At 58.5% G+C, this 26,050-nt stretch carries 21 protein-coding genes; 13 read left to right on the top strand and 8 right to left on the bottom strand.

Going from position 1 to position 26,050, the window contains the following annotated elements; all coding sequences use genetic code 11:
• Nucleotides 1–85: 85 nt before the first annotated feature.
• Together AB4P91_RS14655 and AB4P91_RS14660 are read right to left on the bottom strand one after the other, a co-directional pair.
• On the bottom strand, nt 86–490 hold the full coding sequence (locus tag AB4P91_RS14655; protein ID WP_042560184.1) for a lysozyme inhibitor LprI family protein: 405 nt from the start codon (nt 488–490) through the stop codon (nt 86–88).
• Nucleotides 491–546: 56 nt separating this feature from the next.
• Nucleotides 547–1,467, bottom strand: a complete 921-nt coding sequence (locus AB4P91_RS14660; RefSeq protein WP_395603063.1) for an ADP-ribosylglycohydrolase family protein — start codon at nt 1,465–1,467, stop codon at nt 547–549.
• A 197-nt stretch (nt 1,468–1,664) separates the two neighbouring features.
• On the opposite strand from AB4P91_RS14660, the gene AB4P91_RS14665 reads away from it, so the two are divergent.
• On the top strand, nt 1,665–2,153 hold the full coding sequence (locus tag AB4P91_RS14665; protein ID WP_150592545.1) for an SRPBCC family protein: 489 nt from the start codon (nt 1,665–1,667) through the stop codon (nt 2,151–2,153).
• A 373-nt stretch (nt 2,154–2,526) separates the two neighbouring features.
• On the opposite strand, the gene acnA is transcribed toward AB4P91_RS14665, so the two are convergent.
• Nucleotides 2,527–5,268, bottom strand: coding sequence for an aconitate hydratase AcnA (acnA, locus tag AB4P91_RS14670; RefSeq protein WP_395603064.1), 2,742 nt, complete (start codon nt 5,266–5,268; stop codon nt 2,527–2,529).
• Nucleotides 5,269–5,490: 222 nt separating this feature from the next.
• Here acnA and rlmM point away from each other — a divergent pair, with 222 nt between their 5' ends.
• Together rlmM and tusA are read left to right on the top strand one after the other, a co-directional pair.
• Nucleotides 5,491–6,564 carry a 23S rRNA (cytidine(2498)-2'-O)-methyltransferase RlmM gene (gene rlmM / locus AB4P91_RS14675; RefSeq protein ID WP_042560180.1) on the top strand — a complete coding sequence of 358 codons (1,074 nt, stop codon included), beginning with the start codon at nt 5,491–5,493 and terminating at the stop codon, nt 6,562–6,564.
• A 164-nt stretch (nt 6,565–6,728) separates the two neighbouring features.
• A complete protein-coding gene (tusA, locus tag AB4P91_RS14680; RefSeq protein ID WP_395603065.1) occupies nt 6,729–6,980 on the top strand; it encodes a sulfurtransferase TusA in 252 nt (83 codons plus the stop codon).
• A 136-nt stretch (nt 6,981–7,116) separates the two neighbouring features.
• Here the strand turns inward: tusA and AB4P91_RS14685 are convergent, their stop codons facing one another.
• Nucleotides 7,117–8,526, bottom strand: coding sequence for an MATE family efflux transporter (locus tag AB4P91_RS14685; RefSeq protein ID WP_150592543.1), 1,410 nt, complete (start codon nt 8,524–8,526; stop codon nt 7,117–7,119).
• A 214-nt stretch (nt 8,527–8,740) separates the two neighbouring features.
• On the opposite strand from AB4P91_RS14685, the gene pdxB reads away from it, so the two are divergent.
• A complete protein-coding gene (gene pdxB, locus AB4P91_RS14690; protein ID WP_395603066.1) occupies nt 8,741–9,883 on the top strand; it encodes a 4-phosphoerythronate dehydrogenase PdxB in 1,143 nt (380 codons plus the stop codon).
• An 85-nt stretch (nt 9,884–9,968) separates the two neighbouring features.
• Here pdxB and AB4P91_RS14695 read toward each other — a convergent pair whose 3' ends face one another.
• Entirely contained in the window at nt 9,969–10,148 is a 180-nt protein-coding gene (locus AB4P91_RS14695; RefSeq protein ID WP_150592541.1) for a PA1571 family protein, read from the bottom strand.
• A 258-nt stretch (nt 10,149–10,406) separates the two neighbouring features.
• Between AB4P91_RS14695 and AB4P91_RS14700 the strand changes: the two genes are divergently transcribed.
• Complete coding sequence (locus AB4P91_RS14700; RefSeq protein WP_395603067.1) at nt 10,407–12,185, top strand: ABC transporter transmembrane domain-containing protein; 1,779 nt, start codon at nt 10,407–10,409, stop codon at nt 12,183–12,185.
• A gap of 100 nt (nt 12,186–12,285) precedes the next feature.
• Here AB4P91_RS14700 and AB4P91_RS14705 read toward each other — a convergent pair whose 3' ends face one another.
• Complete coding sequence (locus AB4P91_RS14705) at nt 12,286–14,214, bottom strand: transglycosylase SLT domain-containing protein (protein ID WP_395603068.1); 1,929 nt, start codon at nt 14,212–14,214, stop codon at nt 12,286–12,288.
• Between the two features lie 214 nt (nt 14,215–14,428).
• Between AB4P91_RS14705 and AB4P91_RS14710 the strand changes: the two genes are divergently transcribed.
• A complete protein-coding gene (locus AB4P91_RS14710) occupies nt 14,429–16,345 on the top strand; it encodes an ATP-binding cassette domain-containing protein (protein WP_395603069.1) in 1,917 nt (638 codons plus the stop codon).
• 174 nt (nt 16,346–16,519) lie between these two features.
• On the opposite strand, the gene AB4P91_RS14715 is transcribed toward AB4P91_RS14710, so the two are convergent.
• A complete protein-coding gene (locus AB4P91_RS14715; protein WP_042560173.1) occupies nt 16,520–16,957 on the bottom strand; it encodes a universal stress protein in 438 nt (145 codons plus the stop codon).
• Between the two features lie 103 nt (nt 16,958–17,060).
• On the opposite strand from AB4P91_RS14715, the gene AB4P91_RS14720 reads away from it, so the two are divergent.
• The 7 genes from AB4P91_RS14720 (at nt 17,061) to AB4P91_RS14750 (ending at nt 25,470) form a co-directional block, all read left to right on the top strand.
• Nucleotides 17,061–17,498 carry a hypothetical protein gene (locus AB4P91_RS14720; protein ID WP_150592538.1) on the top strand — a complete coding sequence of 146 codons (438 nt, stop codon included), beginning with the start codon at nt 17,061–17,063 and terminating at the stop codon, nt 17,496–17,498.
• Between the two features lie 528 nt (nt 17,499–18,026).
• The gene (gene fadB / locus AB4P91_RS14725) at nt 18,027–20,174 is read left to right on the top strand and encodes a fatty acid oxidation complex subunit alpha FadB (RefSeq protein ID WP_150598230.1); all 2,148 of its coding nucleotides are present in this window, start codon (nt 18,027–18,029) and stop codon (nt 20,172–20,174) included.
• Nucleotides 20,175–20,206: 32 nt separating this feature from the next.
• Nucleotides 20,207–21,382, top strand: a complete 1,176-nt coding sequence (gene fadA, locus AB4P91_RS14730) for an acetyl-CoA C-acyltransferase FadA (RefSeq protein WP_042560170.1) — start codon at nt 20,207–20,209, stop codon at nt 21,380–21,382.
• 98 nt (nt 21,383–21,480) lie between these two features.
• Nucleotides 21,481–21,717, top strand: a complete 237-nt coding sequence (locus AB4P91_RS14735; protein ID WP_042560169.1) for a DUF1653 domain-containing protein — start codon at nt 21,481–21,483, stop codon at nt 21,715–21,717.
• A 114-nt stretch (nt 21,718–21,831) separates the two neighbouring features.
• Complete coding sequence (gene topA, locus AB4P91_RS14740) at nt 21,832–24,462, top strand: type I DNA topoisomerase (RefSeq protein ID WP_042560168.1); 2,631 nt, start codon at nt 21,832–21,834, stop codon at nt 24,460–24,462.
• Nucleotides 24,463–24,605: 143 nt separating this feature from the next.
• Nucleotides 24,606–25,130, top strand: a complete 525-nt coding sequence (locus AB4P91_RS14745; protein WP_150592534.1) for a DUF6586 family protein — start codon at nt 24,606–24,608, stop codon at nt 25,128–25,130.
• 106 nt (nt 25,131–25,236) lie between these two features.
• A complete protein-coding gene (locus tag AB4P91_RS14750) occupies nt 25,237–25,470 on the top strand; it encodes a hypothetical protein (protein WP_150592597.1) in 234 nt (77 codons plus the stop codon).
• 98 nt (nt 25,471–25,568) lie between these two features.
• On the opposite strand, the gene sulA is transcribed toward AB4P91_RS14750, so the two are convergent.
• Nucleotides 25,569–26,042: an SOS-induced cell division inhibitor SulA gene (gene sulA, locus AB4P91_RS14755; protein ID WP_150592533.1), complete on the bottom strand. Its 474-nt coding sequence runs from the start codon at nt 26,040–26,042 to the stop codon at nt 25,569–25,571.
• Nucleotides 26,043–26,050 lie beyond the last annotated feature (8 nt).

The raw sequence follows: 26,050 nt of genomic DNA on the forward strand, positions 1-26,050 counted from the left end.
TTCCTGAAGTTGTTGAACGTCACAGTTTCATGCAGCGACCGTACTGCCGCCATCGTTGGCAAGCCAGCGATATGGCCTTGAACAATCAGGCCCCTGGCACCGGGCAACTCATGTCACCTTCTTCACATTTCAAGTACTGCTTCAACGCTTCAACCCGCACCTTGGTCACAGCGGTCATGCAATTGCTATAGATCAGCGGATACACACTTCCCCCCGTCACGCCCGAAGACGAAAACTTGCACTCGGCATCACGAAAACCGATCCATGCGCGTTGCGCACTGACTAACAGCTTTTTGCCGTCAGGGTTGTCCTTCAAACGCCCGGTGATCTGCTGATACACAGCGTTCAATTCTTTGTCGGCAGCCTTGTAATCCTGCCCTGCGCACTGATTCATCGTCGCCTGGTCGCTGGCATTGGCGCAGTCAACGGCGGCGTGGGTGAGGGTGGTGAATAGCAAAGGCGTCAGGGCCAGGAGCTGACGTGGGGACATGGAGATTCTCGCTGTGTCGAATGTAAGTGCAGAACAGTGTAGTGACTGCACGGGATCTATTCAGGTACTTGTTGTCTTGAGGCCTCCAGCAAGCGATCCGCTGTAGCCGCAATCTCCTCACCGTCATGCAGCAGATCCAGCCAATTGGCGGGAATGGCTCGAACGCCGTAGTGGGCACCGGCCAACTGGCCAACGATCGCTGCCGTGGTATCGGCGTCATCACCCAGGTTGGCGGCTTGCAGGATTGCCGCCGCAAAACTGTCGGTGTGCTGAAAACACCAAAGCGCTGCTTCCAGCGACTGGACGCAGTAGCCGCTACCGCAGATTTCGTCTATTGATTTCGTGAAATAGTTACCTCGAGCAATCTCCGCGACTTTCGGTTGGCTGAAGGTTGAGGCTGGCAATAAGCGCAGTTCTGTTTTGGACGCTCCAAGCAGAGCTTTGTTGATCAGCTCAGCCAACAGTTGGCAGCATTCGATTGCCTCGGGTGCTGCGTGGGTGGTTCGCGAACTTTCGCTGGAGAATTTTCTGACTTTCCGGTCGTCCGGGAAGTAAAACAGCACCACCGGTGCCAGTCGCATCAGAGAGCCGTTGCCAGCGCTATTGGGCTCGGTCGACCCCGCAAAGGCCTCTCCTGTTTGCTGGTAGTGCGAAAGCGCCTGACTGACAGTCATGCCGATATCAAAGCATTCGCCGGTCGAACTCAGGTAACCCCATTTCCACCAATTGAGATAGCGCCCCATTTGATCAGTGGAGTCGAAGCCGTTCTTGATCAATAGGCTTTCCGCCAGGCAGAGCGCCATCGAGGTGTCATCCGTCCACTGTCCAGGCTTGAGGTGGAAAGGACCGCCGCCGACCATGTCAGTCAATGGTTGGAATGAATGGCGTGGCTTGAACTCTACCGTGGTGCCGACCGCGTCGCCGCAAGCCAAGCCTAGCAGGGTGCCGCGATAACGTTCGGGGAGGGATGGCTGCATGATTCGTCCTTGTCCGGTTCAGCATCGATGGAAAAGGTATCAGCTTCATCCACTGGGTTGTGGTGAAAATTGTTCGATTCACCCGTGGAAAATGCAGCCGGATGTTTCCTGCCTTTTGCACAGCTGAACCGCTTTGATACAACTTCACCTTGGACATGTGGTCATACAAGCCTACTGTTCAGAACAGGAGGTGACGTATGAAACCAGTACCCAATAGTTTCGAACGCAAAATCACGCTCAAGGCGTCGCGTTCACATGTCTGGCGTGCATTGGTTGATGCCGAGGCGTTTGGCCAGTGGTTTGGTGTGGCGCTGGAGGGCAGGCGTTTTATTGCCGGAGAATGGACGCAAGGGCAGGTCACGTATCCCGGTTATGAACATGTGTTGTGGAACGTATTGATCGAACGGGTCGAGCCGCAGCAATTGTTCTCGTTCCGTTGGCATCCGTATGCGGTCAATCCGAAGATCGATTATTCCCAGGAACCGACAACGCTGGTCAGGTTCGAGCTGGAAGATTTCGAGGGTGGTACGTTGCTCAAGGTGTCTGAGTCCGGTTTCGCACACATTCCAGACATCCGCCAGAAAGAGGCCTATTACATGGACAGTCGTGGCTGGGAGGAACAGTTGAGCAGGCTTGAGCAGTTTCTCGCGGAAAGCGCCAGGGCACGTGAGCTTGATCGGGGCTGATAGGCTCTGCAGGTTGACCCGCAGGCGCAGGCCTCTGGGCAGTTGAAAGTCGCGCAAATCGCGGCGGACATGCTCAACGCCTGACCCTTCTAAGGGTTTTCGGAAGTGCTCCTATGGCGAATGTCTTACACGCGATGGTAGCTATTACGACTATTGTCGATTGGATCCACCACGTAATCTACACCCATCAACTGAAGCACAGGGAGTACTTCAGGATCAAGGATGATCGACCATTGCAAGGATCGCTGCCGACAGGGAGTCGATAATGGTCTTGGGAAAAACCCGCTTCGGCGGGTTTTTTTTCGCCCCAAGAAAAGTGCGGAAGCCTGTAGGAGCTACCGAGTTCACGGCAGTTCCTACAGGGGTCATGCGTTTATGAAGCGATTAGCTGCCGCAGCACATAATGCAGAATCCCTCCCGACTTGAAGTACTCCACTTCGTTCAGGGTGTCGATGCGGCACAGCACTTCGATTTTCTCCTGTCGCCCGTCTTCACGAGTGATCACCAGAGGCAGGTTCATGCGTGGTGTCAGGGATACGCCTGTCAGGCCTTGAATCTCGAAGGTTTCCTTGCCGGTCAGGTTCAGACTTTTGCGGTTCTGATCGAGTTTGAATTGCAGCGGCAAGACGCCCATGCCCACCAGGTTGGAACGGTGAATGCGCTCGAAGCTTTCGGCGATCACGGCTTTGACGCCCAGCAAGTTGGTTCCTTTGGCCGCCCAATCGCGGCTGGAGCCGGTGCCGTATTCTTGCCCGGCAATCACCACCAGCGGTGTTCCAGACGCCTGATAGCGCATGGCGGCATCGTAGATCGGCAGTTTCTCACCGGTTGGAATGTAGATCGTGTTGCCACCTTCTTCGCCGCTGAGCATCTCATTGCGTATACGAATGTTAGCGAAGGTACCGCGCATCATTACTTCGTGGTTGCCGCGACGTGAACCGTAAGAATTGAAGTCCCGTGGCTCGACGCCTTTTTCGCGCAGATAACGCCCGGCCGGACTGTCAGCCTTGATGTTGCCGGCAGGGGAGATGTGATCAGTGGTCACCGAGTCGCCGAGCAGCGCCAACACCCGCGCCCCTTTCACATCCTTGATCTCTGGCAACGGGCCGGAAATGTCGTCGAAGAACGGTGGATGCTGGATGTAAGTCGAATCGTCCTGCCACACATAGGTGGCGGCTTGTGGCACCTCGATGGCCTGCCACTGTTCGTCACCGGCAAACACTTCGGCGTATTCCTTGTGGAACATGGCAGTGCTGACCTGACTCACCGCGTCGGCGACTTCCCGGCTACTTGGCCAGATGTCACGCAGGTAAACCGGATTGCCCTGTTGGTCATTGCCCAGCGGTTCGCTACTGATGTCGGTACGAACCGTGCCAGCCAAGGCGTAAGCCACCACCAGGGGTGGCGAGGCCAGCCAGTTGGTTTTCACCAGTGGGTGCACGCGGCCTTCAAAGTTGCGGTTGCCGGACAGCACCGAGGCGACGGCGAGGTCAGCTTTCTGGATGGCTTTTTCGATCGGTTCCGGCAATGGCCCGGAGTTACCGATGCAGGTGGTGCAGCCATAGCCGACCAGCGAAAAACCAAGCTGGTCGAGGTATTGCGTCAGCCCCGCCGCCTTATAGTAGTCAGTGACCACTTTCGAACCTGGCGCCAGCGAACTCTTTACCCACGGTTTGCGCGTCAGCCCTTTCTCCACGGCTTTTTTCGCCAAGAGCCCAGCAGCCATCATTACGCTGGGGTTGGAAGTGTTGGTACACGACGTGATCGCAGCGATGACCACCGCACCGTTTTTCAGGCGATAGGTGTGGCCGTCGTATTCATATTCCGTTTCGCCGACCAGATCGGCATTGCCCACCGCGACGCCGCCACCGCCCTCGCTTTCCAGGCGTCCTTCTTCTTTGCTCGTCGGTTTGAATTGCAGGTCAAGGAAGTCGCTGAAGGCTTGTGCGACATTTGGCAGCGAGACGCGATCTTGCGGGCGTTTCGGCCCTGCCAGGCTGGCCTCGACGCTGCCCATGTCCAGCGCCAGACTGTCAGTAAAAACCGGCTCCTGACCGGGCAGACGCCACAACCCCTGGGCCTTGGTATACGCCTCCACCAGTTTCACCACTTCCGTTGGCCGTCCGGACAGACGCAGGTACTCCAGCGTCACGTCATCGACCGGGAAGAAGCCGCATGTCGCACCGTATTCCGGGGCCATGTTGGCGATGGTCGCACGGTCAGCCAGCGGCAGGTCAGCGAGGCCATCACCGTAAAATTCGACAAATTTGCCGACCACGCCTTTCTTGCGCAGCATCTGCGTCACGGTCAGCACCAGGTCGGTGGCGGTGATGCCTTCTTTGAGTTTGCCGGTGAGTTTGAAGCCGATCACTTCTGGAATCAGCATCGACACCGGTTGCCCGAGCATTGCCGCTTCCGCCTCGATCCCGCCGACGCCCCAGCCGAGCACGCCGAGGCCGTTGATCATGGTGGTGTGGGAGTCGGTGCCAACCAGCGTGTCGGGAAAGGCGTAGGTGCGGCCGTCTTCATCCTTGGTCCACACGGTGCGGCCGAGGTATTCGAGGTTGACCTGGTGGCAGATCCCGGTGCCCGGCGGCACTACGCTGAAGTTATCAAAAGCACTTTGCCCCCAGCGCAGGAAAGCATAGCGTTCGCCGTTGCGCTGCATTTCGATGTCGACGTTCTGCTCAAATGCGCCGGGCGTGGCGAACTTGTCGACCATCACCGAGTGGTCGATCACCAGATCCACCGGGGATAGCGGATTGATTCGCTGCGGATCGCCACCGGCCTTGGCCATGGCGGCGCGCATCGCCGCAAGATCGACCACGGCAGGGACGCCGGTAAAATCCTGCATCAATACGCGGGCAGGACGGTACTGGATTTCCCGGTCGGAGCGACGCTCCTTGAGCCACGCAGCAATTGCCTTGAGGTCGGCGCCGGTGACAGTTTTTTCATCTTCCCAGCGCAGCAGGTTTTCCAGCAGGACTTTCAGCGACATTGGCAGTTTGTCGATATTACCCAAGCTTTTGGCAGCATCCGGCAAACTGAAATAGTGGTAGGTTTTGTCGTCGATTTTTAGTGTTTTAAGGGTCTTCAGGCTATCTAGGGACGGCATTGCAATCACTCCTTTGAATCCGCACTGCTACGGATTGAGGGGACGGGCAGAGCTATCAACGTAGCCCTGTTTTCATTAGCTGGCTAATAACTGGACTCTATGAAGAGAACCAAGGTTCCGACATCGGCTATCATGCGCCGGTTTTCGTGACAGGCTTTGCTTCAACGCAAGGCCTGAGCATCGCGCAGGGGCCGAATGTTCGCCCGCTGCTCAGGAGTAAGAATGAACACCCTATTCATGCATTGCCGGCCAGGATTCGAAGGCGAAGTCTGCTCGGAGATTTCCGACCTCGCTGCCCAGTTGAACGTGTCCGGTTACGCCAAGGCGAAAACCGCCACTGCGTACGCGGAGTTTGTCTGCACCGAAGAAGACGGCGCCGAGCGTCTGATGCGCGGTCAGCGTTTCGCCGAGCTGATCTTCCCGCGCCAATGGGCGCGCGGCGTTTTCATTGATCTGCCGGAAACCGACCGCATCAGCGTGATCCTCGCGCACATGGCCGAGTTCCCGGTGTGCGGCAGTCTGTGGCTGGAGGTCGTCGATACCAACGATGGCAAAGAGCTGTCGAACTTCTGCAAGAAATTCGAAGGCCCGCTGCGCAAGGCGCTGACGGGTGCCGGCAAACTGGTTGAGGACGCAAACAAGCCGCGTCTGTTGCTGACATTCAAAAGTGGCCGTGAAGTGTTTCTGGGTATGGCTGATGCCGGTAACTCGGCGATGTGGCCGATGGGCATTCCGCGCCTGAAGTTTCCGCGTGAGGCTCCAAGCCGTTCGACGTTGAAGCTGGAAGAAGCCTGGCACCATTTCATCCCGCGTGATCAGTGGGAAGATCGTTTGCACAGTGACATGACTGGCGTTGACCTGGGTGCAGCGCCCGGTGGCTGGACCTGGCAACTGGTCAACCGCGGCATGCTGGTGACCGCTATCGACAACGGCCCGATGGCCGAAAGCCTGATGGAGACCGGCCTGGTGCAGCACTTGATGGCGGACGGTTTCACCTTCAAGCCCAAGCAGCCGGTGGACTGGATGGTCTGTGACATCGTCGAGAAACCGGCGCGTAACGCGGCAATGCTCGAAGAGTGGATCGGCGAAGGGCATTGCCGTGAGGCGGTGGTCAACTTGAAACTGCCGATGAAGCAGCGTTATGCCGAAGTGAAGCGTTTGCTTGAGCGCATTGCCGATGGTTTCAAAGCGCGCGGGATCAAGGTCGATATCGGCTGCAAGCAGCTGTATCACGACCGCGAGGAAGTGACCTGCCATCTGCGCCGGCACGACGTGAAGAAAACCAAATCCCGCTAATAGCGCACGCCCCCCCGGTAGGATCCCCCGCAGGCTGTGATCTTTTGATCTTTCAAAAAGCAAAGATCGCAGCCTTCGGCAGTTCACAGGGGATTAATGCGAAGCCACAGGTGACCGAGCACCCGGCAATGCGCGACAATGCCGGCCAGTTTCAGGAGTTAATCATGAGTGAAATGATCGATACCCCGGTCGACGGCACCCTCGACGCTATCGGCCTCAATTGCCCGGAGCCGGTAATGATGCTGCACCAGCACATCCGTGATCTGGCCCCCGGTGGCCTGCTCAAGGTGATCGCTACGGACCCCTCGACCCGCCGCGACATTCCCAAGTTTTGCGTGTTTCTCGACCATGAACTGGTCGGGCAGCACGAGGACGCCGGGACTTATCTGTACTGGATCCGCAAAAAACAAGCCTGAGCCTCAGGCCAACGCTAAAGCAAATGTGGGAGCCAGCCTGCTGGCGATGTGGTAGTCAATTCAACGTCTATGTTGACCGACTCTCCATCATCACCAGCAGGCTGGCTCCCACATTTTTTGTCTCGCGTAAAAGGACTCAGCCCAGCGAACGACTGATCCGAATGCGCTTGCGCGCGCTGCGAGTCAAGCGGATCGACAGCATCAGCGCGGCGCAGCTCAGGCCGACGATCAGACCCTGCCACAGCCCGCTCGGGCCACGCGGCTCGCCGAGCCAGTCGGTCAGGCCGAGGGCGTAACCCACTGGCAGGCCGATGCCCCAATAGGCGAACAGCGTCAGGATCATCGTTACTCGCGTGTCCTGATAACCGCGCAGCGCGCCGGCAGCGGTGACCTGGATCGCGTCGGAGAACTGGAACAGCGCCGAATACACAATCAGCATCGCCGCGATATGAATCACCGTCGGGTCAGCCGTGTAAATCGCCGCAATCGGCTCGCGCAGCAGCAACATCATGCTCGCAGACAGACACGCGTAGGCCAGCGCAGTCCCCATGCCGACGCCGGCGGCGAAACGCGCCTCGCGTGGTTCCTCACGGCCCAGGGCCTGACCGACGCGCACGGTCACGGCCATGCCCAGCGAATAAGGAATCATGAACACCAGTGAGCTGACGTTCAGCGCAATCTGGTGCCCGGCGACCACGGTCGCGCCAAGGCTGCCGATCAACAGCGCGATCACTGCGAAGATGCTCGACTCGGCAAACACCGCAATGCCGATCGGCAAACCGATGGCCAGCAGACGTTTGATCACCGCCCACTGCGGCCAATCGAAACGGCTGAACAACTCGCTCGAACGATACGCCGGGGCCCAGCGCTCATAGCCGGCCAGACCCAGCGCCATCACCCACATCACGATCGCCGTGGCCCAGCCGCAACCGACGCCGCCCATGGCCGGCACGCCAAAGTGGCCATAGATGAAGATGTAGTTCAGTGGGATATTCAGCGCCAGCCCGCACAGGCCCAGCACCATCGCCGGGCGGGTACGACCGAGGCCGTCACTGAAGCAGCGCAGCACATGATAGAACGCCACCGCCGGTAAACCGCTGGCGATGCCATGCAAGTACTGCATGCACGGGCCGATCAGCTCGGGATCGACCTTCATCAGGTGCAGAATCGGCTCGGCGGCCACCAGCATCGCGGTAGCGATCAAACCCACTACCAGCGCCAGCCACAATGCCTGGCGCACGATCGGACCGATCTCGCTGTGAGTTCCGGCGCCGTAACGCTGGGCGACTTTGGGGGTGGTCGCCAGCAGAGTGCCGGTCATCAACAGAAATACCGGCACCCAGATCGAGTTGCCCAGTGCTACTGCCGCCAGATCCTTAGGGCCGACGCGCCCGGCCATCACCGCATCGACAAAGCCCATGGCCGTGGTTGCCAGTTGCGCGATGATGATCGGCACCGCCAGGGCAAGCAGAGTCTTGAACTCCAGGCGAATCCGCGCGGGGCGGGTGAGGGAGACGGCGACAGGTGGGTCAGTTACAGGATTCACAGGCAAAGCGTCCACAGATGTTGATGCGCAAGGCGGCGCATTCTACGCCGCTGACGTGTTGGTCAGGAAAAATCCTGTGTTGCGGATTTGTAATCACTCATGGCTTTGCGCCGCCCTCGCCACAGGGGCATGTCATTGTCGGGGTTGGAACCAAACCCCGCTGGCCCAACCGCGTATCTGCACCTAAACTGCCGATCCGCCCAAGGAGCCCGCCATGCTGATTGTTGCTGACGAAAATATCCCGCTGCTCGATGCCTTCTTTGCCGGTTTTGGCGAGATCCGCCGAGTGCCCGGCCGTTCCATCGACCGTGCGACGGTCGAGCAGGCCGACGTGTTACTGGTGCGTTCGGTGACCAACGTCAACCGCGCGCTGCTCGAGGGCAGCAAGGTTCGCTTTGTCGGCACCTGCACCATTGGCACCGATCATCTGGATCTGGAGTATTTCAACGAGGCCGGCATCACCTGGTCGAGCGCGCCCGGCTGCAATGCCCGTGGTGTGGTCGACTACGTACTCGGCAGCCTGATGACCCTTGCCGAAATAGAGGGCGTTGATCTGACTCAGCGGACTTATGGTGTCGTCGGCGCCGGAGAGGTCGGTGGGCGCCTCATCACGGTTCTGAAGGGCTTGGGCTGGAACGTGAAAGTCTGCGATCCGCCACGCCAAAGTGCAGAGGGCGGTGATTACCTCAGCCTCGAGCAAATCATCGAACAGTGCGATGTGATCAGCCTGCACACACCATTGACCCGCAGCGGTGACGGTGCGACCTGGCATCTGTTCGATCAACAACGCTTGCAGCAACTCAAACCCGGCGCCTGGCTGATCAACGCAGCGCGGGGGCCGGTGGTGGATAATGCCGCACTGCGCGAAGTGCTCCTGGAGCGCGAAGACCTGCAAGCGGTGCTCGATGTCTGGGAGGCCGAACCCGAGGTCGATGTGGCCCTGGCCGAGCTCTGCGTGCTGGCCACACCGCACATTGCCGGTTACAGCCTCGACGGCAAGCAACGCGGCACGGCGCAGATTTATCAGGCGTACTGCGAGTTCATCGATCAGCCTGCGCGCATCCAGCTCAGTGACCTGCTGCCGGCGCCGTGGTTGTCGGAAGTAACCTTGCATGCCGACAGTGATCCGGCCTGGGCGTTGGCGATGTTGTGCCGTGGCGTGTACGACCCACGCCGGGATGACGCGGATTTTCGCCGCAGCCTTGTAGGCAATGTCGGCGAGCAGCGTGCGGCGTTCGATGTGTTGCGCAAGCAGTATCCGGTTCGGCGCGAAATTGAAGGGTTGAAAGTACGGATCGAGGGGCATTCGCCAACGTTGCGCCAGATCGTGACAGCGCTCGGAGCAGTGGCTATCTAACCCATTCCCCCTGTAGGAGTTGCAGTGGGGAAGCAGGCATAAAAAACCCGGCCAGATGGGCCGGGTCAGGAAGACGGAGGCTATATCACTCTTGTTCGGCAGGCTTGACCAATCGCTTCTCCAGTTCGCGGCAAGCGTCCTGGATCATGTCTTCAGTGATCGGTACTTCACGGCCTTTTTCATCAATAATCGAGCAACCCAGAGTCTGGCCGGGTTTGGTACGGATCACTTCAATCTTGTCTTCGCTGCTGTGTTGCAAGGACATGGCCTGTCTCCTCATCAGGTTGTGCGCCTAGGTTAAAACCCCCACGTGACCGGGCTGTGACAGCTCCCTGCGGTCCGTCGGCGGCGGCATCTCTACTCAAACAGAAATGACCGCTCGCCTCAATCGGGACTTTAGACCAATAGCAACTATGGCCTAGTCTTTGGGGGCATATTTAAACTGACTCATTGTGATTTACAGAGTTCCACCCCATCTGAGTGTGTAGGCTGGCCCTATCCATCAGCACACGTGTGAACCCGAATGATCTCGATGCTTTCCTCGCGGCACCGGCGCGCCTTGCGCCTGACCAGTCATTTCCTCGTGCCTTATCGCTGGCAGGCCTTCGGTGCGCTGCTCGCATTGATCGTCACCGCTGGCATCACCTTATCGATGGGGCAGGGCATCAAGTTGTTGGTTGATCAGGGCTTCATGACCCAGTCGGCAGATTTGCTCAACCACTCCATCGGACTGTTCATGCTGTTGGTCCTGGGCCTCGCGGTCGGCACCTTCGCCCGGTTTTATCTGGTCTCCTGGATCGGCGAACGTGTCGTCGCCGACATCCGCCGACAGGTGTTCAACCACCTGGTGTACCTGCATCCCGGGTTTTACGAAGACAACCGCAGCTCGGAAATCCAGTCGCGCCTGACAGCAGATACGACGTTGCTGCAATCGGTGATCGGCTCGTCGCTTTCGCTGTTTCTACGCAATCTGTTGATGGTGATCGGCGGCATCGTTCTGCTGTTCATCACCAATCCCAAACTCACCAGCATCGTGGTGATCGCGCTACCGCTGGTGATTGCACCGATCCTGATTTTTGGTCGACGTGTGCGCAATCTGTCGCGACAGAGTCAGGACCGGATCGCCGACATTGGCAGCTATGTGTCCGAAACCCTCGGCCAGATCAAAACCGTGCAGGCGTACAACCATCAGATACAGGACGAGCAACGTTTTGCCTCAACGGTCGAGCAGGCTTTCGAGACCGCACGCAAACGGATCTTCCAGCGTGCCTGGCTGATTACATTGGTGATCGTGCTGGTGCTTGGCGCTGTAGCGGTGATGTTGTGGGTCGGTGGTATGGACGTGATCGCCGGGCGGATTTCTGCCGGTGAACTGGCGGCCTTTGTGTTCTACAGCCTGATCGTCGGCAGCGCGTTTGGTACGTTGAGTGAGGTGATCGGCGAGCTTCAGCGCGCTGCGGGTGCCGCCGAGCGGATTGCTGAATTGCTGCGTTCGGAAAATATCATCCAGCCACCGAAGACTGGATTGGTGACATTGCCTGCGCGCGTGCGCGGTGAACTGGAATTGCAGGATGTGCGCTTTTCCTACCCCTCGCGTTCAGAAAGCTTCGCCGTCGATGGCTTGAATCTCACGGTCAGGGCCGGCGAAACCCTGGCGCTGGTAGGACCGTCCGGCGCGGGTAAATCCACGGTGTATGACTTGCTGCTGCGCTTTTACGATCCTCGCGAGGGCCGTATTCTGCTGGATGGCGTGCCGCTGACCAGCCTCGACCCGCTGGATCTGCGCCGTTGTTTTGCCCTGGTTTCACAAACGCCAGCACTGTTCTTCGGCAGCGTGGAGGAGAACATTCGCTATGGCTGCCCAACGGCCACGCTTGAGCAGGTCAAGGAAGCGGCGAGAATCGCCCACGCCCACGACTTCATCGAGCAAATGCCTGACGGCTACCAGACACATTTGGGTGACGGCGGGCTTGGACTTTCCGGCGGCCAACGCCAGCGTCTGGCCATCGCCCGGGCGTTGCTGGTCGACGCGCCGATCCTGTTGCTGGACGAAGCCACCAGCGCCCTCGATGCGCAAAGCGAACACCTGATCCAGCAAGCCTTGCCGAACCTGATGCAAAACCGCACCACACTGGTGATCGCCCATCGCTTGGCCACTGTGAAAAACGCCGACCGGATTGCGGTGATGGATCAAGGCAAACTGGTCGCGGTGGGTACACATCAGGAATTGATTGCGAGCAATCCGTTGTATGCGCGGCTGGCGGCGTTGCAGTTCAGCGATGGGCACGCGGTCGTCGTGTAGGAACTGCGGCAGGCTGCGATCTGTTGATCTTTGCACGTTACAAAAAATGCCCGTATCTCGCGATACGGGCATTTTTTATTACTCGGCGGTAGCCTCTTGATCACTGATCATCGAAGTAGCGTTCATGCCAATCCACCAGCGGTTGCGGTGAGTTGAGCTTCTGGCCGTAGATTACCGAATAGGACAGCACGTTCTGTACGTACTGGCGGGTTTCGTCGAACGGGATGCTTTCCACCCACACGTCGAAGCTCAGGTGATCGGCGCCGCGCAGCCATTGGCGCACGCGTCCGGGGCCGGCGTTATAGGCGGCGGAGGCGAGGACACGGTTGCCATTGAACTGGCTGTGCACCTGGCTCAGGTACGCGGCGCCGAGCTGGATGTTCTTGTCCGGGTTCAGCACTTGCTGCGGCGAGGCCAGGGGGATGTTGAACTTGCGCGAAGTTTCCTTGGCGGTGCCGGGCATCAGTTGCATCAGGCCGCTGGCGCCAACGCCGGAGCGGGCGTCGTCCATGAATGCGCTTTCCTGACGGGTGATGGCGAACACCCAGCTCGAATGCAGACCGCGAACCTTGGCTTCACGCACAAGGGTATCGCGGTGGGCCATCGGGAAACGGATGTCCAGATCGTCCCAATACTGCGCCTGACTGATGGTGCGGATCGCCGGGAAATACCACTTCAGGTCGTAGGCGAGCTTGGCCTGGGCAACCATTTCGTCACGGTTGAAGTGACGGCTGACGTGGTACCACTCGCGGCGTCCGTCGACGATCTGCCCGCGTGCATGGAATTCAAGTGCGCGGCGCACGCCCGGCGTGTTGCGTACCTTGTTGATCAGCGCCTGGCTAAGCACCAGCGGTTTATTGTTCAACGAGTAAGGAGATTGCGAACGGTCAGCGGCAAGGAAGCCGTAAAAATCACGCTCGCGCGAAAGATTTTTGTACAGGGTCTGCGCTTCCGGGTTCTGCGGTTGCGCCAGCTCGAGACTGCGCGCCTGCCAATAGCGCCAGCGGTTAGTGGTGGCCAGATCCTGCGGCAGACGACGGGTCAATTGATAAGCATCGTCCCAGCGCGCCAGACGAAGAAGCAGGCGCAGGCGCCATTCGGAGACCGTGTTGTCGCGCAGTTCCGGGTCATATTTGGTCATCACGTCCAGTGCGCGGCTGTCGAAGCGGCGGGCCAGCGTCAGGCCGATTTCCCGGGCGATCGCGACTTTCTCATCACGGGAGAAGTGCATGCTGCTGGCGTAACCGTCGAGCAGCGCCATGGCTTTGTCCGGATCCTGGCGGGCGAGGCGGCGCAGGCCGAGGCTGACCACATCGGACATTGGCTCATCGGCCGGAGTAAAACGCGACGGCTGGTTGAGCAGTTCGGGTTTCTGCGCCACATCCACCAACAGGCGACCACGGGGGGAGAGGGTGGTCAGGCCATTGATCAGGCTGTTGGCCAGCGGATAGTTGCGCGCCTGGGCGGCGAGCTTGGTGCGCTCCCAGCGCTTCTGTTCGGTCAGTTGCCCCTCGGCGGCCCACATGCCGAACAGTGCATCGCACGCGGCGGGTTGCGACTTGCCGGTCAGCCAGAGCTTTTCGGTGGCGGCGTAACCTTCGGTCTTTTTGTTGTGGCTGATCTGATACTGCGCGTTCAGGCAGTCCAGTTCGGTGAAATTGAGCTTGGGATCGTAATACTTGACGAAGGTCGCCCAGTCACCGCGATCGGCCAGCCAGCGCAACCAACGCAGCTTCATCCAGTTGGCCTGGGGCAGGTCACCGTGTTCGGCGAGGAATTTCTCTATTTCCGCATTGCTGGCGCTTTTCAGGCGTGCGGTCAGTTCGTCGTAAGCCAGATACGGCTCGAGGGGGTAATCGGCCAGCGCCTGGCTATAGCGCATATACGGGCCGGTATCGCCCTTGGCCAACGCGCGTTTGGCTTCATCGTAATACTGACGCTGGGTGGACAGGTCCACCGCCTGGGCGGATTGAACGGCAGCGGCGGAGAGTAGCAAACAGGACAAAACACTGAAGAGGCGACTGCGCATGAGACATCCGGGCAGAGAAATCATGACAAGTGCCGACATCGATCAGCACTGAATTATCTGTAGCTTAGCCTTTTGCCGGCGAGCGGCGAAAGCTTTGCGGGCCTTGCAGCACAAGTTCGCAACAAATGTTGTGCAGAGTGCTTCGACAGACAAATTGCCGGCCTGCTGAAGCCTCAAGTCAGGTAGAATGCGCCCCCGGTTTTTGGAGAAGCTCATGACCCTGCTCAAATTCAGCGATGTGTCCCTTGCGTTCGGCGCTATGCCGTTGTTGGACAAGGTGTGCTGGCAGATCGCCCGTGGTGAGCGGGTGTGCATCATCGGCCGCAACGGCACTGGCAAGTCCAGCATGATGAAACTGGTCAAGGGCGACCAGAAGCCTGATGACGGCTCGGTGTGGCGTGCCCCCGGTCTGAAAATCGGCGAACTGCCGCAAGAATTGCCCGTGGCCGACGAGCGGACAGTATTCGACGTGGTGGCTGAAGGCCTCGACGGCGTTGGCGCGTTGCTCGCCGAATACCATCACTTGAGCCAGAACATCGTTACCGATGCCGATCTGGACAAGCTCATGCACGTTCAGCACGACCTCGAAGCCCGTGATGGCTGGCGCTTGCAGACCCTGGTCGACAGCACTCTCAGCCGCCTGCAACTGCCGGCCGACAAGACCCTCGCCGAGTTGTCCGGTGGCTGGCGTCGTCGCGTGCTGCTGGCGCAGGCGCTGGTGTCCGAGCCGGATCTGCTGCTGCTCGACGAGCCAACCAACCATCTGGACATTGGTGCGATTGCCTGGCTTGAAGAAGCGCTGAAAGATTTCCAGGGCGCCGTGTTGTTCATCACGCACGACCGTTCCTTCTTGCAAAACCTCGCCACGCGTATCCTGGAACTGGATCGCGGCGGCCTGATCGACTGGAACGGCGACTACGCCAGCTTCCTTGTGCACAAAGAAGCCGAGCTCGCTGCCGAAGCCACTGCCAACGCGCTGTTCGACAAGCGACTGGCCCAGGAAGAAGTGTGGATCCGTCAGGGCATCAAGGCCCGTCGTACCCGTAACGAAGGTCGCGTGCGCGCCCTGAAAGCCCTGCGCGTTGAGCGCAGCGAGCGTCGTGAGCGTACCGGCAAGGCCAACATTCAGCTGGACACCGCCGACAAGTCCGGCAAGCAGGTGATGGTGCTCGAGAACGTGAGCTTTGCTCATCCGGGCGGCCCGTTCCTGATCAAGGATTTCTCGATGGTTCTGCAGCGCGGCGACCGTATCGGTCTGCTTGGCGCCAACGGTACCGGCAAGACCACCCTGTTGAAGCTGATGCTCAACGGCTTGCAACCAACCAGCGGCAAAGTGGAAGAGGGTACGCGGATCGACGTGGCGTACTTCGACCAGTTGCGCCATCAGCTGGATCTGGAAAAAACCGTAATCGACAACGTCGCCGAAGGTCGTGACTTTATCGATATCGACGGTCAGAGCCGTCACGTACTGAGCTACCTCGGTGACTTCCTGTTCAGCCCGCAGCGTGCTCGCACGCCGGTCAAGGCGCTGTCGGGTGGTGAGCGTGCGCGTCTGTTGCTGGCCAAGCTGTTCAGCAAGCCAGCGAACCTTTTGGTGCTCGACGAACCGACCAACGACCTCGACGTGGAAACCCTCGAGCTGCTTGAAGAAGTGCTGCTGACGTTCAACGGCACTGTGCTGATGGTCAGCCACGACCGGGCATTCCTCGACAACGTGGTCACCAGCACCCTGGTCTTTGAAGGTGAAGGCAAGGTGCGGGAATACGTCGGCGGTTATCAGGACTGGATCCGTCAGGGCGGCTCGCCGCGTCTGTTGGGCGTGACCGAGAGCAAGTCGGGCAAAGCTGACCTGAACTCGGCAGTGGTTACTGCTGAGCCGGCCGCCGCTGCGCCCGTTGCTGCTCCGGCTGCGAAGAAGAAGCTGAGCTACAAGCTGCAGCGCGAGCTGGAAGCGTTGCCGGGCGATATCGATGCCAAGGAGCAGCAGATCGCTGCCGTTGAGGCTGAAATGGCCGACAGCGGTTTCTATCAGCGTCCTGCGGCAGAGACTGCCAAGGTCATCGCCTCGCTCGAGCAATTGCAGGCGGAACTGGAAGCGTTGGTGGAGCGTTGGGCCGAGCTGGATGCCTGATTGCCTGAGCCATTAAAAAGCCCGGCCTCATTCGCGTGAGGCCGGGCTTTTCATATGAGGGCGGTGAACCAATGTGGAAGCGAGCTTGCTCGCGAAAGCCATTGTCAGGTCACCTCGATGTTGAATGTGCTGACGCCTTCGCGAGCAAGCTCGCTTCCACAGGGCTGTGCTGTTCTAGCGTTTGACCAGATGCACCGCCAGCACATCGCAAGGCGCGCCGTGCAGCACATCATTGGCTGTCGAGCCCAGCAATAGCGCCAGACCATGACGGCCATGGCTGCCGACCACGATCAGGTCGCATTGCTGTTCCTTGGCGAAGTGATGGATTTCCTGACGCGGCTGGCCGTAGGTCAAGTGGCAGTTGGCGCCTTCAAGTTCGGTGTACTTGAGCTTCAGGCGCTCAAGGCGTTCCTTGGCCTGATCGAACTGCTGCTGTTGCAGTTGTGACAGGTCCATCGGCACGTCGCCGCCAAAAGCCATGGCCATCGGTTCGACGATATGCACCAGCGAGAGCTTGGCGCCGTTGCTCACCGACAGCTCGCGGGCGCGGTGGATGACGGGGTCGCACTCTTCAGTCAGATCTACGGCGACCAGGATGTGGTGGTAGGGCATGAGGCGCTCCTCGTGAGGGTTCAATATTGGTAAGTATGGCTGGTTTCAAGCGCATTGGTTCCGAACTGAAGCAATGGGCTCATCAGAAAACGGGAGTACAGATATGACGGTCTGGATAGTGGTGTCAATCCTGTTGGTGGTATTGAGCCCACTGGCATGGTTGCGTCCATCGCGCGCGCAGAGCGGTCGAATCGCTCTGCGCATGGAGGCGCGTCGTATTGGCCTGGCCATGCAACTGGCGCCTCAGGAGTGGCCGCACTGGCTGTCGCAAGAGCCGCCGAATCCGTGCGCGCAATACCATCGGCCGCGTCGCGGTAATCAACCGGCATGCTGGATCTACTGGCAAAAATCGCCAGGCGTGTGGGTCAATCAGTGGCAGGAAGTCTGTGAGGATCGGGCGCTGCTCAATCATTTCGAAAAGTTGCCAGGCAACGTCTTCAAGATTGAAGCGGATAAGCAGATGATCGCCTTGTACTGGGGCGAGAAGGGCGAAGCCACGGTTTTGCTGGATATCGACGCCACTCTGAAAGCGCTGGCGTAACTGACGGATTTTTCGCACTGCAACGGTGCGAAACGTCCGGCAGACAAGCGATAAAAAGCCCGACATGATTCATCGGGCGGGGTTGGCCAGGCAGGCCGGAAACTTTTTTACCACTGATCCCGGCTTCAAACGGGCAGCGCATTTACCTATCGTCCCGTGAGCGTAGACTTTTAAACAGGGCTCGCTGCGAATTAGGGCGACTTTTCTAACTATTGATCCTATGAATGGCTTCACATGCAGGCGCATGTTGTGGATCTGTGTGGTACGGAAATGACCGCAAAGTCGCATTCCAACCCGCATTTTGGGCGATTGACAATTGTTGGAAATTCCGTGAAGGTGACGTACCCAAATCAAACGGGCGTATGAATTGAGCGTTTGTCTTACAGACTGCTCCTACAGAATCCCGACTATCGCGTTGGCGGGTGTGCCGGGTGGATTGGTGTCAGCATCGACGAAAAAGCGTCCTGCCTAGCCATTCGCCTGCGTCCGACGTGTACTGTTCAGCTTCCATATCGTGGAGATCAGTTGATGATTTACGAAGGTAAAGCCATCACGGTTAAAGCTCTTGAAAGTGGCATCGTCGAATTGAAATTCGACCTCAAGGGTGAGTCCGTCAACAAGTTCAACCGTCTAACCCTGAACGAACTGCGTCAGGCCGTAGACACCATCAAGGCAGATGCTTCGATCAAGGGCGTGATCGTCAGCAGTGGCAAGGACGTGTTCATCGTCGGCGCCGACATCACCGAATTTGTCGAGAACTTCAAGCTGCCGGATGCGGAGCTGGTTGCTGGCAATCTCGAAGCCAACAAGATCTTCAGCGATTTCGAAGACCTCAACGTCCCGACTGTCGCCGCGATCAATGGCATCGCCCTGGGTGGCGGTCTGGAGATGTGCCTGGCGGCTGACTATCGCGTCATGTCCACCAAGGCCAAGATCGGTCTGCCGGAAGTCAAACTGGGCATCTACCCAGGCTTCGGCGGGACTGTGCGTCTGCCGCGCCTGATCGGTGCCGACAACGCCATCGAGTGGATTGCCTCTGGCAAGGAAAACCGTCCGGAAGATGCGCTGAAAGTTAGCGCAGTCGATGCCGTGGTTGCTCCAGAGAAGCTGCAGGAAGCTGCCCTTGAGCTGATCAAGCGCGCCATTTCCGGCGAGTTCGACTACAAGGCCAAGCGCCAGCCGAAGCTGGAAAAGCTCAAGCTGAACGCTATCGAACAAATGATGGCTTTCGAAACCGCCAAAGGTTTTGTGGCCGGTCAGGCTGGCCCGAACTATCCGGCGCCGGTTGAAGCGATCAAGACCATTCAGAAAGCTGCGAACTTCGGTCGCGACAAGGCGCTGGAAGTTGAAGCCGCCGGTTTCGTCAAACTGGCCAAGACCTCTGCCGCGCAGAGCTTGATCGGTCTGTTCCTGAACGATCAGGAATTGAAGAAAAAGGCCAAGGCCTACGACGAAATCGCCAAAGACGTGAAGCAGGCCGCTGTATTGGGCGCCGGCATCATGGGTGGCGGTATCGCTTATCAGTCGGCCTCCAAAGGCACGCCGATCCTGATGAAGGACATCAACGAGCACGGTATCGAGCAGGGTCTGGCTGAAGCCGCCAAACTGCTGGTTGGCCGCGTTGATAAAGGTCGCATGACCCCTGCGAAAATGGCTGAAGTGCTCAACGGCATTCGTCCGACCCTGTCCTACGGTGATTTCGGTCACGTCGATCTGGTCGTTGAGGCCGTGGTCGAGAACCCGAAGGTCAAGCAAGCAGTATTGGCTGAAGTTGAAGACAAGGTCAAAGAGGACACCATCCTCGCGTCCAACACCTCGACCATTTCCATCAGCCTGTTGGCCAAGGCCCTCAAGCGTCCGGAAAACTTCGTCGGCATGCACTTCTTCAACCCGGTGCACATGATGCCGCTGGTGGAAGTGATCCGTGGCGAGAAGTCCAGCGAGCTGGCTGTTGCCACCACCGTTGCCTACGCCAAGAAAATGGGCAAGAACCCGATCGTCGTCAACGACTGCCCGGGCTTCCTCGTCAACCGTGTGCTGTTCCCGTACTTCGGTGGTTTCGCCAAACTGGTCAGCGCCGGTGTGGACTTCGTCCGGATCGACAAGGTCATGGAAAAATTCGGCTGGCCGATGGGCCCGGCCTACCTGATGGACGTGGTCGGCATCGACACCGGTCACCACGGTCGCGACGTTATGGCGGAAGGCTTCCCGGATCGCATGAAAGATGACCGTCGCTCGGCCATTGACGTGCTTTACGAAGCCAAGCGTCTGGGTCAGAAAAACGGCAAGGGCTTCTACGCCTACGAGACCGACAAGAAGGGCAAGCAGAAGAAAGTTGCCGACCCGTCGGTACTGGAAGTGCTCAAGCCGATCGTTTACGAGCAGCGCGAAGTCACTGACGAAGACATCATCAACTGGATGATGATCCCGCTCTGCCTGGAAACCGTGCGTTGCCTGGAAGACGGCATCGTTGAAACCGCCGCTGAAGCCGACATGGGTCTGGTCTACGGTATCGGTTTCCCTCCATTCCGTGGCGGTGCGCTGCGCTACATCGATTCGATCGGTGTTGCCGAGTTCGTTGCCCTGGCTGACCAGTACGCTGATTTGGGCGCGCTGTACCACCCGACCGCGAAACTGCGTGAAATGGCCAAAACCGGCCAACGGTTCTTCGGTTAAGCGTCCCAACTTTTGAGCGAGAGTGAAATTTTATGAGCTTGAATCCAAGAGACGTCGTGATTGTCGACTTCGGTCGTACTCCGATGGGCCGCTCCAAGGGCGGCATGCACCGCAACACCCGCGCCGAAGACATGTCGGCGCACCTGATCAGCAAATTGCTGGAACGCAACGTCAAGGTTGATCCAAACGAAGTCGAAGACGTGATCTGGGGCTGCGTCAACCAGACCCTGGAGCAGGGCTGGAACATCGCGCGCATGGCGTCGCTGATGACCCAGATCCCGCACACGGCTGCCGGTCAGACTGTCAGCCGCCTGTGTGGCTCGTCGATGAGCGCGCTGCACACGGCTGCGCAAGCGATCATGACCGGTAACGGTGACGTGTTCGTCGTCGGCGGCGTCGAGCATATGGGCCACGTGAGCATGATGCACGGTGTCGATCCGAACCCGCACATGTCGCTCTACGCGGCGAAAGCCTCGGGCATGATGGGCCTGACCGCTGAAATGCTCGGCAAAATGCACGGCATCACTCGCGAACAGCAGGACGCCTTTGGCGTGCGCTCCCACCAGCTCGCCCACAAGGCGACTCTGGAAGGCAAGTTCAAAGACGAAATCATCCCGATGCAGGGTTACGACGAGAACGGTTTCCTGAAACTGTTCGACTACGACGAAACCATTCGTCCGGAAACTACCCTGGAAAGTCTGGCGGCCCTCAAGCCGGCGTTCAATCCAAAGGGCGGGACCGTGACGGCCGGTACTTCGTCGCAGATCACCGATGGTGCCTCGTGCATGATCGTGATGTCGGCTCAGCGTGCACAGGACCTGGGTATCCAGCCGATGGCGGTGATCCGTTCGATGGCAGTGGCGGGTGTGGATCCGGCAATCATGGGCTATGGTCCAGTTCCGGCAACACAAAAAGCCCTGAAGCGTGCGGGCCTTGGCATCAACGATATCGACTTCTTCGAGCTCAACGAAGCTTTCGCCGCACAGGCTCTGCCAGTGCTGAAAGATCTGAAAGTACTCGACAAGATGAACGAGAAGGTTAACCTGCACGGCGGCGCGATCGCCCTGGGTCACCCGTTCGGTTGCTCCGGTGCCCGAATTTCCGGCACTTTGCTGAACGTGATGAAGCAGAATAGCGGCACCTTCGGGGTGGCCACTATGTGCATTGGTCTCGGCCAAGGCATCTCCACCGTCTTCGAACGCGTTTAAGCGTCTCGTCGATGGAAGCCGGGGCCAAGTGCCCCGGTTTTTGTTTTTGTGGATTTATTTTGTTTTTATTTTGAAAAAAATTGAGGGAGGGCCAAACCATGCCGATACAACCTGGGCTCTACCAGCATTACAAAGGTCCGCAGTACCGCGTTTTCAATGTCGCGCGGCATTCCGAGACGGAAGAAGAAGTGGTGTTTTACCAAGCCCTGTATGGCGATTACGGCTTTTGGGTGCGTCCCCTGAGCATGTTTCTGGAGTCCGTCGAGGTTGACGGCGAGCAGGTCCCACGCTTTGCTTTGGTGCAAGCCGAACCGAGCCTGTTTTCCAAGGCGTAAGGGGAGTGCGCGCAATACCCTGCGCTTGACCTCACCTTGTATCAACTATATATAGCGGTGCCGCGTCAGGCGCCAACCGCCTTTCACTTCTAGAATTCAGGAATTTTCTGATCCATGGGCAAATCGCTGGTCATTGTGGAATCCCCGGCTAAGGCCAAGACCATCAACAAGTATCTGGGCAACCAATACGTGGTGAAGTCGAGTATCGGCCATATCCGAGACCTGCCCACCAGCGGTTCGGCTAGCGCCAGCAAAGAGCCAGCCGCCAAGCGCGGCAAGGCTGCCGCAGGCGAAGGTCCGGTGCTCACGCCGAAAGAGAAAGCGCGCAAGCAGCTGGTCTCGCGTATGGGTGTCGATCCCGATCATGGCTGGAAAGCCAAGTACGAGATCCTCCCGGGCAAAGAGAAGGTCATCGAAGAGCTGCGCCGGCTCGCCAAGGATGCTGACACCATCTATCTCGCAACCGACTTGGATCGCGAGGGGGAAGCCATTGCATGGCACCTGCGCGAAGCCATCGGTGGTGACGACAGCCGCTACAAGCGCGTGGTGTTTAACGAAATCACCAAGAAGGCGATTCAGGAGGCCTTCTCCAAGCCAGGCGAGCTGGACATCGATCGTGTCAACGCTCAGCAGGCGCGTCGGTTCCTCGACCGCGTTGTGGGCTACATGGTCTCGCCGCTGTTGTGGGCGAAGATCGCCCGCGGTCTGTCCGCCGGTCGTGTGCAATCGGTCGCCGTGAAACTGGTGGTTGAGCGTGAGCGTGAAATTCGCGCGTTCAACCCGGAAGAGTACTGGGAAGTGCATGCCGATCTCGGCAGCGCCAAAGGCTCGACCGTACGTTTCGAAGTAGCGCGTGAAAAGGGCGAAGCCTTCAAGCCGCTCAACGAAGCTCAGGCCATGGCCGCGCTGGAGAAGCTCAAGTCTTCCAGCTACAGCATCGTCAAGCGCGAAGACAAGCCGACCAGCAGCAAGCCGTCGGCGCCGTTCATCACGTCCACCCTGCAGCAGGCGGCGAGTAACCGTCTGGGCTTCGGCGTGAAGAAAACCATGATGATGGCCCAGCGTCTGTACGAAGCCGGCTACATCACTTATATGCGTACCGACTCGACCAACCTCTCGGCAGACGCCGTGACGATGGCACGTGCTTACATCGAAGACGAATTCGGCAAGAAGTATCTGCCGGAAACGCCGAACGTCTACAGCAGCAAGGAAGGCGCACAAGAGGCTCACGAAGCCATTCGTCCCTCCGACGCCAACACCATTCCGAGCAAGCTGGCGGGTATGGAGCGTGATGCCGAGCGTCTCTATGAGCTGATCTGGCGTCAGTTCCTGGCTTGCCAGATGCTACCGGCGCAGTACCTGTCGACGACGGTCAGCGTCGGCGCGGGTGATTTCGAGCTGCGCGCCAAGGGTCGCATCCTGAAGTTTGACGGTTACACCCGCGTAATGCCGCAGATTGCCAAACCTGGCGATGACGACGTTCTGCCCGATATGGCGCAGGGCGACGTGATGAAGCTGATCAAACTTGATCCGACCCAGCACTTCACCAAGCCGCCGGCGCGTTATTCGGAAGCCAGCCTGGTTAAAGAAATGGAAAAACGCGGTATCGGTCGCCCTTCGACTTACGCTGCGATCATTTCGACCATCCAGGATCGCGGCTACGTGACTCTGCACAACCGTCGTTTCTATTCGGAAAAGATGGGCGACATCGTTACCGAACGTCTGTCGGAGAGCTTCTCGAACCTCATGGACTACGGCTTCACCGCCGGCATGGAAGAGAACCTCGATGACGTGGCCCAGGGCGAGCGTGACTGGAAGAACGTGCTGGACGAGTTCTACGGCGATTTCAAAAAGAAACTCGAAGTAGCCGAGAATCCGGAAAGCGGCATGCGTGCCAACCAGCCGGTCATGACCGACATTCCGTGCACCACTTGCGGCCGTCCGATGCAGATCCGTACCGCATCGACCGGCGTGTTCCTCGGTTGCTCAGGTTACAGCCTGCCACCGAAAGAGCGCTGCAAGGCCACCGTCAACCTGGTGCCGGGCGACGAAATCGCTGCGGACGACGAGGGTGAGTCGGAGTCGCTGGTGTTGCGTGGCAAGCATCGCTGCCCGATCTGCAGCACGGCGATGGACGCTTACCTGCTCGACGAGAAGCGCAAGCTGCACATTTGCGGTAACAACCCGGATTGCGCCGGCTACGAAATCGAAGAGGGCAGTTATCGCATCAAGGGCTACGAAGGTCCGAGCCTGGAATGCGACAAGTGCGGCAGCGAGATGCAACTCAAGACCGGCCGTTTCGGCAAGTTCTTCGGCTGCACCAATCCGACCTGCAAAAACACCCGCAAACTGCTGAAGAGCGGTGACGCGGCGCCGCCGAAGATGGATCCGGTGAAGATGCCTGAGCTGAAATGCGAAAAGGTCAACGACACCTATATCCTGCGCGATGGTGCGTCCGGCCTGTTCCTGGCGGCCAGTCAGTTCCCGAAAAACCGCGAGACCCGTGCTCCGCTGGTGATCGAGATACTTCCGCACAAGGATGAAATCGATCCGAAGTATCACTTCCTGTGCGAAGCACCGCAGAAGGATCCTGATGGTCTGCCAGCGGTGATCCGCTACAGCCGCAAGACCAAGGAGCAATACGTGCAGACCGAAGTCGACGGCAAGCCAACTGGCTGGAAGGCGTACTTCGACGGTGGCAAGTGGACTGTTGAAGACAAGCGCTCAAAGGCCAAGGCTGAGTAAGCGTTAGTCTGATACTGAAAAGCCGCATGAGAACCCTCGGGTTTTCATGCGGCCTTTTTGTTTTGTGCTTGCGGTGTGATCCGTTGATCCACGACACTGTCCGGTCTGTGTGAAGCAATTATTTCGTTGTGGAGGCTGCCGTCATGGCCCACGAACTCTATACCCGCACCAATCAGAAAATCTATTTCGCCGGCCTGTCGCTGGAAGCCTTGGCTCGAGCTGAAGAGGGGCGGGCGATGAATTCTCTGGCGCTGATTCAGGCTGGACGTGAATCAGCGTTGTTCCACCTCTATGGCGCGCTATTGGGGCTGTGCCATGAAATTGCCGGGTTCTATCGCCTGCCTCAGGCGAGTGCACCACGGGCCGAGATGCTGTTGACACGTGAAGTGCTCGAGTCGATCGCGATTCCAGAACTGGCGGAAATGGTTGAACTGGCAGCCAATCCGGAGACCTGGCTGGCTGAACTGCTGGCAGCGCATTCGGCATTGTTCCAGCCGCCTCGCGTGCCACACAAGCCCAAGGGCGATGTGACGCAGCCGTTGATTCAGGCGGTTAATCTGGATGAAGAAGAGGCTCCGCAAGAGTTGAGCCGTGAAGAACTTGAGAGTTGGCGGCAGAACCTCAAGAGTCTGGCTATTCGTTTTCGCGAAGGTTTGAACGAATGCTGACGATGATTGACACGGTGGCAATCTGAAACATGCTGCTGGTCAAGATCACAAGCGAAGCCTGAATGATGTCTATATAATGCCTGCCTTTCGTGGAGAACAGACCTATATGCCAACGTCCTTTCTAGAAATTGTCGAGTTACCCGACGGCCGAATCGAACTGCGCAGGGCTGAGGACGAAGGTTCTCTGGTGACTCTGGATTTCTCCGAGGACGCCAAGACATTCCTGCAGGGTCAGCACGTGGAAATCGCGAAAGCGATGTTGAGCGTTGGCGTGCAGATGGCAGGCCGAATGATCGAAGGTGAGTTTGATAAAGATGAGGGGTCGCGGGTTCTTCATTGATTCCCGACGGCTTTTTGGGTTTTGTCACTGCCGCTTCAGATCGGCTTCTCTATCCTTGGAGAAGCCCTGCGCTTCACACAGCGCTTATAGCTTGTAAATCACCCCAATCGTATGTTCAAACTCTGAGCGTCGCCCGTGCGTGCAGCGCTGATTAACAGCTGCCGTGAACTTGTGTTCAGCGGGTTGAGCCAGGTGACCACTGTGTGGCTGCGGCCCAGACGCAAGGCTTCGCAAGCGAGTTGTTGAGCACTTTGAGTGCCTCTCGGTTGCAACAGCAGAATGCGTTCCCGATTCAGCCCAGCATCGCGCAGCCATGTTTGGGTCAGGCTGGCAGGTGGCGCAATCAGCGTCAGCCAGCGTGCGTCCAGATCGTCGCTGAGCTCACGAAGGATCGGCGCCAGCAGATTCAGGCAGTTCCCGGCGGCACCACGCAGTGACAGCTCGCTGAATACTTCGGGTTCAGTGTTCCAGGGGCGCTCGACCACGTCTTTGAGGGTCGGCGCCATCGGTTGCGCCATAAACGCTTCGAATAACGGCAGTTGTGTTTGCTGAGGTGTGTGTGGGAACTGCATAAAGCCTC

The organism is Pseudomonas sp. B21128, assembly GCF_044218865.1.
Lineage (GTDB): Bacteria > Pseudomonadota > Gammaproteobacteria > Pseudomonadales > Pseudomonadaceae > Aquipseudomonas > Aquipseudomonas iridis.